We start from the raw sequence: 5,528 nt of genomic DNA on the forward strand, positions 1-5,528 counted from the left end.
CACCGGGGACAACCGAGGAGAACCAGTCGACCATGGTGAGTGAAGCACCCGCCGGCGCCAACACCGACCTGTCCTGGCTGCTGACCGGCCTCGTCCAGCGGGTCCCGCACACCCGCAGCGCGCTCCTGCTGTCCAGCGACGGCCTGGTCAAGGCCGCTCACGGACTGGACACCGACGCCGCCGACCACCTGGCGGCCCTCTCCTCCGGCCTCTACTCGCTGGCCCGCAGCACCGGGGCCCGCTTCGCGGACAACAGCGAGGTCAAGCAGGTGGTGGTCGAGCTGGAGACCACCCTGCTGTTCGTCTCCACCGCCGGACAGGGCGCCTGCCTCGCCGTCCTGGCCGGCCGCGAGGCGGACGCCGCCGTGCTGGGCTACGAGATGGGAATGCTCGTCAAGAGCGTCCGTCCCGTCCTGGCCACACCGGCGCGCCGGTCCGCCGGGCAGTGAGCCGATGCCGGAGTCGCGCGGGGAGCAGCCGTGGGTGGACGAGAGGGCCGGACGTCTCGTCCGTCCCTACACCGTCAGCGACGGACGCACCCGTCCGACCTCGGAGTTCAACCTCCTGACCATGGTGATGGCGACCGGCGCGGAGCCCGCGGAGTACCCCGGTCCGGATCACTGCCGCATCCTGGAGTTGGCCCGGACCCCCGTCTCGGTCGCCGAACTCGCCGCCCAACTCCGGCTCCCGGCGACCGTCGTCAAGGTGCTCCTCTCCGACCTCGTGGACCTGGACGTCGTGACCACGAGGGACCCCGCCCCCGGCACCCCCGATCCCACCGATCCAGACCTGTTGGAGGCGGTCCTGCATGGACTCCGCACACGGCTCTGATCCGTTCCCCACGGCAGTGAAGATCCTGATCGCGGGCGGCTTCGGAGTCGGCAAGACGACCTTCGTGGGGGCCGTGAGCGAGATCGAGCCGCTCAGCACGGAGGAACTGCTCACCCGGGCGAGCATCGGCACCGACGACCTCGAGGGCGTGGAGGAGAAGACCACCACGACCGTCGCGATGGACTTCGGACGGATCACCCTGGGGCCCCACCACGTGCTCTACCTGTTCGGCACCCCCGGACAGGAGCGCTTCTGGTTCATGTGGGACGAACTGTGCGAGGGCGCGCTGGGGGCGGTCGTCCTCGCCGACACCCGGCGCCTGCAGGACTGCTTCGCGGCCGTCGACTTCTTCGAACGCCGCGGCCTGGGCTTCATCATCGCGATCAACGAGTTCGACCACGCCCACCGGTACACCCCCGACGAGGTGCGCGAGGCCCTCGACCTCGACCCCGGTGTCCCCGTGGTGATGTGCGACGCCCGACAGGCGGCGTCGGGCACCGACGCGCTCATCACCCTCGTCCAGCACCTGATCGACCGCGGGAGCAAACATGCCGATGTCGTACGACCCCGTCACCCACCTGTTGCTCACCCCTGAGGACGCCGACGCCCCGCGCCGGGTGGAACGCCTGCGGGAACTGGGTGTCGGCCGGGAACCCCGGCCGGAGTTCGACGCCTTCGCCCGGCGCCTGGCCGCGGCCTGCGGGGCGCCGTTCGCGATGGTCAACCTCATCGACGGCAGGGGACAGTACTTCGCCGGCCTGTACACCCCGGAGACCGACCGACCGCCGACCCCCGGGAACGACGGGGGGACCGGCCCGGGACGGGTGATGGATCTGGACCACGGCTACTGTCCGCACGTGGTCGTGCGCCGCCGGGCGCTGGTGCTGGAGGACGTCCGCGACTACTCGCGCTTCGCCGGCAACCCGGTGGTCGACGCCCTCGGCATCCGCGCCTACATGGGGGCCCCGATCACGGACCACTCGGGGATGGCGTTGGGCACGGTCTGCGTGATGGCCCGTGAACCGATGTCCTGGGGCCGCCGGGGACTGGAGACCATCAAGGCGATGGCCGCCGAGATGGCGGTGACGCTCCGGGGCGAGCCGCGCCCCGCCGGCAGCGCGACGGCCGGTCACTGACGACGTCGCCGGAGCCCGTTCGGGGGCGCGGGACGTTCGACCAGGGGACGGTACGGGGGAGCGGCGGGCCGTCGGCCCCCCATCGGCCACCGACGCGTCCCGGGGCCCGGACCGCCCTCACACGGTGACCGGCAGCTGCTCCGGGGGGCCGGGACGGGCGTAGTACCACCCCTGCGCCGAGTCGCATCCCAGTTCCCGGAGCCGGTCGGCCTGGCCGGAGGTCTCCACGCCCTCCACGGTCACCGCCAGACCCAGGGTGTGGGCCAGCGACACGATGCCGTCCACGATCTTCAGGTCCACCGGGTCGGCCGGGTGGTGCTGGAGCCCCTCGGTGAAGGAGCGGTCCAGCTTCAGGGTGCCCGCCGGCAACCGGCGCAGGCTCGCCAGGTTCGAGTAGCCCGTCCCGAAGTCGTCCAGCGCTATGCCCACCCCCAGCTCCGAGAGCTTGCGCAGCGGCTTCAACTCGTGGTCGTCGGCCCGCACCATGGCGCTCTCGGTGACCTCCAGGCACAGGGCCTCCGGGGACAGCGAGAACTCCTCGAGCACCCCCACCGTCTCCTCCACCAGATCCGGGTGGTGGAGCTGACGCGGGGAGAGATTGACGTTCACCCGCAGCGGCTCGGTCCCGCCCCTGCCCTCGTCCTGCCACTCGCGGGCCTGGCGCACCGCCTCGCGCAGCACCCAGCGCCCCAACGGCACGATCAGCCCCGTGTGCTCGGCCAGCGGTATGAACCGGTCCGGTCCCAGCACGCCGTGGCGGGGGTGACTCCACCGCACCAGCGCCTCGGCGCCCTCCGTGCGCCCGTCGGCCATCCGGATCAGGGGCTGGTACTCGATGAAGAACTCGCACCCCTTCAACGCGCCCGGCAGATGGTGCGTCAGGTGGTGCCGGCTGATGGCGCGGGCGTCGGAGTCCGGATCGGCCACCGCGTAGCGGTTGCCGCCCTCGGACTTGGCCCGGTACATGGTGATCTCGGCGCTGCGCAGCATCTCCGAGGAGCTCAGCTCCCGCACCGCGCCCTCGACCACGCCGATGCTGGTGCGCACCATCAGTTCGCGTCCGCCGACCTCCACCGGGGAGGAGAGCGACTCCAGGGCCCGCTGGGCCAACCGCACGACCTCCGCGGGGGAGGAGGGGTCCAGCACCATGGCGACGAACTCGTCACCGCCGATCCGGGCCAGCAGGCGGCCCCGCCCGGCCAGGGCCTCCTCCAGCCGTTCGGCCACCGCGATCAGCAGTTGATCGCCCACGGCGTGCCCCAGGCTGTCGTTGACCGCCTTGAAGCCGTCCAGGTCCAGGTAGCACAGCCCGACGCGCCGGTACCCGCTGTCGTGGTTCAGCGCCTGCTCCAGCCGCTCGAAGAACAGCGCGCGGTTGGGGAGGTGGGTCAGCTCGTCGTGGGTGGCCTGGTAGCGCAGCCGCAGGTTGAACAGCCTGCGCTCGGAGATGTCCTCCATCATCGCCAGCATGTACTGCGGCTCGCCGTTGGGGTCCCTCAGCAGCGAGACGGTGAGGTTGGTCCACAGCACGGTGCCGTCGCTGCGGGGGTAGGGCTTCTCCACCCGGTAGTGGTCGCGCTCCCCGCGCATCAGTTCGCCCTGGAGCCGCCAGACCTCCGGCGCGTCGTCCGGGTGGGTCCAGTCCCGCACGTTCCGGCTGCGGATGTGGTAGTCCGATCCTCCCAGCATCCGTGCCAGCGACTCGTTGAAGTCGAGGATCCGCCCCTCCATGTCGGCGATCCCGATGCCCAGTGCCGCGTCGCGGAAGATCGCCCGGAAACGGGCCTCGCTCTCGTGCAGCGCCCCGGCGATCTCCTTCTGGGCGGTCAGGGCGGCCCGCGAGAGCGTCTCCTGCTCGCTGCGGGTGCGTTCCTGCAGGGCACGCGCGAAACCGGTGGCGATCGCGTGCTGCAGGCGGGTGCAGCGCACCCGCGCCTCCTCGGTCTCCAGCCGCTCGGGCTCCAGGCAGTAGAGGAGGAGGTAGGCGTCGATGACCCCCAGGATCCGGGGGAGCGAGTCGGCGCCGGTGCAGTGGGCGCGCACCAGTTCCTCGCCCACCGCCTGGCCGGGCACCGGATCGAAGGGAAGGGCGTGCAGGGCGGTGGTCAGTCGACGGGTCAGCTCCAGCAGGAGCTCGGAGAACTCCTCCCGGGTCATCGAGGTGGCCGTGGACGGGTAGACGGCACGGCACCAGATGCGGGCGAACCGCTCCGGTCCGTCCGGGGGCTCCGGCGTGCCGCCCGCTTCCCGTGCCGCCCCCGGGTGGGCAGGTGTCACGCCGTGCGTCCCACTCCGGCGAAGCCGGTGAAGACCACGGGGTCCTCCTGGTCCAGCGGGCCCTCGGGCCGCCACTCGGGCATGGGCACCAGACCGGGGTCGACCATCTCCATGCCCTCGAAGAAGGCCGAGACCTCCTCCCGGTTGCGCATCACCAGGTTGTTGCCGCCCCGGCGGTACACGTCGGTGACCGCGTTGCCCTCCTCCCGGGTGCGCGGGCCGGTGTCGGTCGAGGCGTGGGTGAGGATCAGCAGGCTGCCGGGGGCCATCGCGGCGCGGTAGCCCGCCATCGCCTCCAGCGGCTTGTCCGCGTCCTCGACGAAGTGCAGCAGTGCCACCAGCAACAGCGCGATCGGACGGTCGGGGTCCAGCAGTTCGCGTGCCTCCGGGCTGTTCAGCACGGCCTCCGGCTCACGGAAGTCGGCGGCCAGGACGCGGGTGAGCGGGTCACCCTCCAGGACGGCGCGACTGTGCGCGACGGCCACCGGGTCCCGGTCCACGTACAGCACCCGGGCCCCGGGGTGGGCGGCGCGCGCCACCTCGTGGACGTTGCCGAAGGTGGGTATTCCCGAGCCGATGTCGAGGAACTGGGTGATGCCCCGATCGACCGCGTACCGGACCGCGCGCCGCATGAAGGCCCGGTTCGCCTGCATGATCTTCGGCAGGCCCGGGAACGCCTCCATGGCCGCGCGGGCCGCGACCCGGTCGGCCTCGAAGTTGTGGGATCCGCCCAGGTAGTAGTCGTACATGCGCGCGACGCTCGGCACGGACAGGTCGATTCCCTGCGGGGCCCAGTCGGGTCGCTCCATCAACATCTCCCGGGGCTCGGTGATTTGGAGTCCGGGCAGAGCGTACTGACCGGCGGGGCGGGTAGGGAAGCAAACCGGTGGTGAAGGTTCCGCCGGTGGGGTGTTCGGTGGGCATATGCACGGATTCGCCGGATGTAAGACGGCGCTTGCCGATGACACCCCGGTGCACGGGGGAAAACGCCCCCGCGAACCACTCGACTCGCCCTGCGCGCCGCGGTGTTCGCCTCCCCCGCCGGGTCGGGGAGGTGTGCCGGGCATATGCCCCGGGCCCTCCCGGAAGAGGGCCCGGCGGTCGTTTTCCGACATCCTTCCGGCCCCGCGCCGCTTCCCGGCTCCGGGAAGCGGCGCGGCGGCGCGTGGGTCAGATGCCGACGCCGTTCTGCCGGAGATAGGCGATCGGGTCGATGTCGGTGCCGAAACCGGGACCGGTCCGGATCTCGAAGTGGAGGTGGGGGCCGGTGGAGTTGCCGGTGGG

Annotated in this window: 6 protein-coding genes and 1 pseudogene; 4 read left to right on the forward strand and 3 right to left on the reverse strand. The window is 71.7% G+C overall.

Annotated features, from left to right (window positions below; all coding sequences use genetic code 11):
- The first annotated feature begins 32 nt into the window (after positions 1-32).
- From FOE67_RS15125 to FOE67_RS15140, 4 genes are read left to right on the forward strand one after another with little or no spacing between them, the layout of a single operon-like run.
- Positions 33-449 (forward strand): roadblock/LC7 domain-containing protein, encoded by a 417-nt coding sequence (locus FOE67_RS15125; protein ID WP_182664541.1) that lies wholly within the window; start codon positions 33-35, stop codon positions 447-449.
- Positions 450-453: 4 nt separating this feature from the next.
- Positions 454-831, forward strand: a complete 378-nt coding sequence (locus FOE67_RS15130) for a DUF742 domain-containing protein (RefSeq protein WP_182664542.1) — start codon at positions 454-456, stop codon at positions 829-831.
- A complete protein-coding gene (locus tag FOE67_RS15135; protein WP_182664543.1) occupies positions 809-1,426 on the forward strand; it encodes a GTP-binding protein in 618 nt (205 codons plus the stop codon). Before FOE67_RS15130 ends, FOE67_RS15135 begins: the two co-directional genes overlap by 23 nt.
- Positions 1,386-1,967 (forward strand): GAF domain-containing protein, encoded by a 582-nt coding sequence (locus tag FOE67_RS15140; RefSeq protein WP_182664544.1) that lies wholly within the window; start codon positions 1,386-1,388, stop codon positions 1,965-1,967. Before FOE67_RS15135 ends, FOE67_RS15140 begins: the two co-directional genes overlap by 41 nt.
- A 117-nt stretch (positions 1,968-2,084) precedes the next feature.
- Here FOE67_RS15140 and FOE67_RS15145 read toward each other — a convergent pair whose 3' ends face one another.
- The 3 genes and pseudogenes from FOE67_RS15145 to FOE67_RS15155 all read right to left on the reverse strand — a co-directional run.
- The gene (locus tag FOE67_RS15145; RefSeq protein WP_323384955.1) at positions 2,085-4,244 is read right to left on the reverse strand and encodes a putative bifunctional diguanylate cyclase/phosphodiesterase; all 2,160 of its coding nucleotides are present in this window, start codon (positions 4,242-4,244) and stop codon (positions 2,085-2,087) included.
- A complete protein-coding gene (locus FOE67_RS15150) occupies positions 4,241-5,053 on the reverse strand; it encodes an SAM-dependent methyltransferase (RefSeq protein ID WP_182664545.1) in 813 nt (270 codons plus the stop codon). The genes FOE67_RS15145 and FOE67_RS15150 overlap by 4 nt, the downstream gene beginning before the upstream one ends.
- A gap of 361 nt (positions 5,054-5,414) precedes the next feature.
- Positions 5,415-5,528: pseudogene (locus FOE67_RS15155) on the reverse strand (peptidase); the annotation flags it as partial.

Origin of the sequence: Streptomyces calidiresistens (genome assembly GCF_014141525.1) — a bacterium.
Lineage (GTDB): Bacteria > Actinomycetota > Actinomycetes > Streptomycetales > Streptomycetaceae > Streptomyces > Streptomyces calidiresistens.

What these genes read in the sequence shown, in the direction of transcription:
- FOE67_RS15125 (WP_182664541.1), top strand. Translation starts at nt 33, where the DNA reads ATGGTGAGTGAAGCACCCGCCGGCGCCAACACCGACCTGTCCTGGCTG.
- FOE67_RS15130 (WP_182664542.1), top strand. Translation starts at nt 454, where the DNA reads ATGCCGGAGTCGCGCGGGGAGCAGCCGTGGGTGGACGAGAGGGCCGGA.
- FOE67_RS15135 (WP_182664543.1), top strand. Translation starts at nt 809, where the DNA reads ATGGACTCCGCACACGGCTCTGATCCGTTCCCCACGGCAGTGAAGATC.
- FOE67_RS15140 (WP_182664544.1), top strand. Translation starts at nt 1,386, where the DNA reads ATGTCGTACGACCCCGTCACCCACCTGTTGCTCACCCCTGAGGACGCC.
- FOE67_RS15150 (WP_182664545.1), bottom strand. Translation starts at nt 5,053, where the DNA reads ATGGAGCGACCCGACTGGGCCCCGCAGGGAATCGACCTGTCCGTGCCG.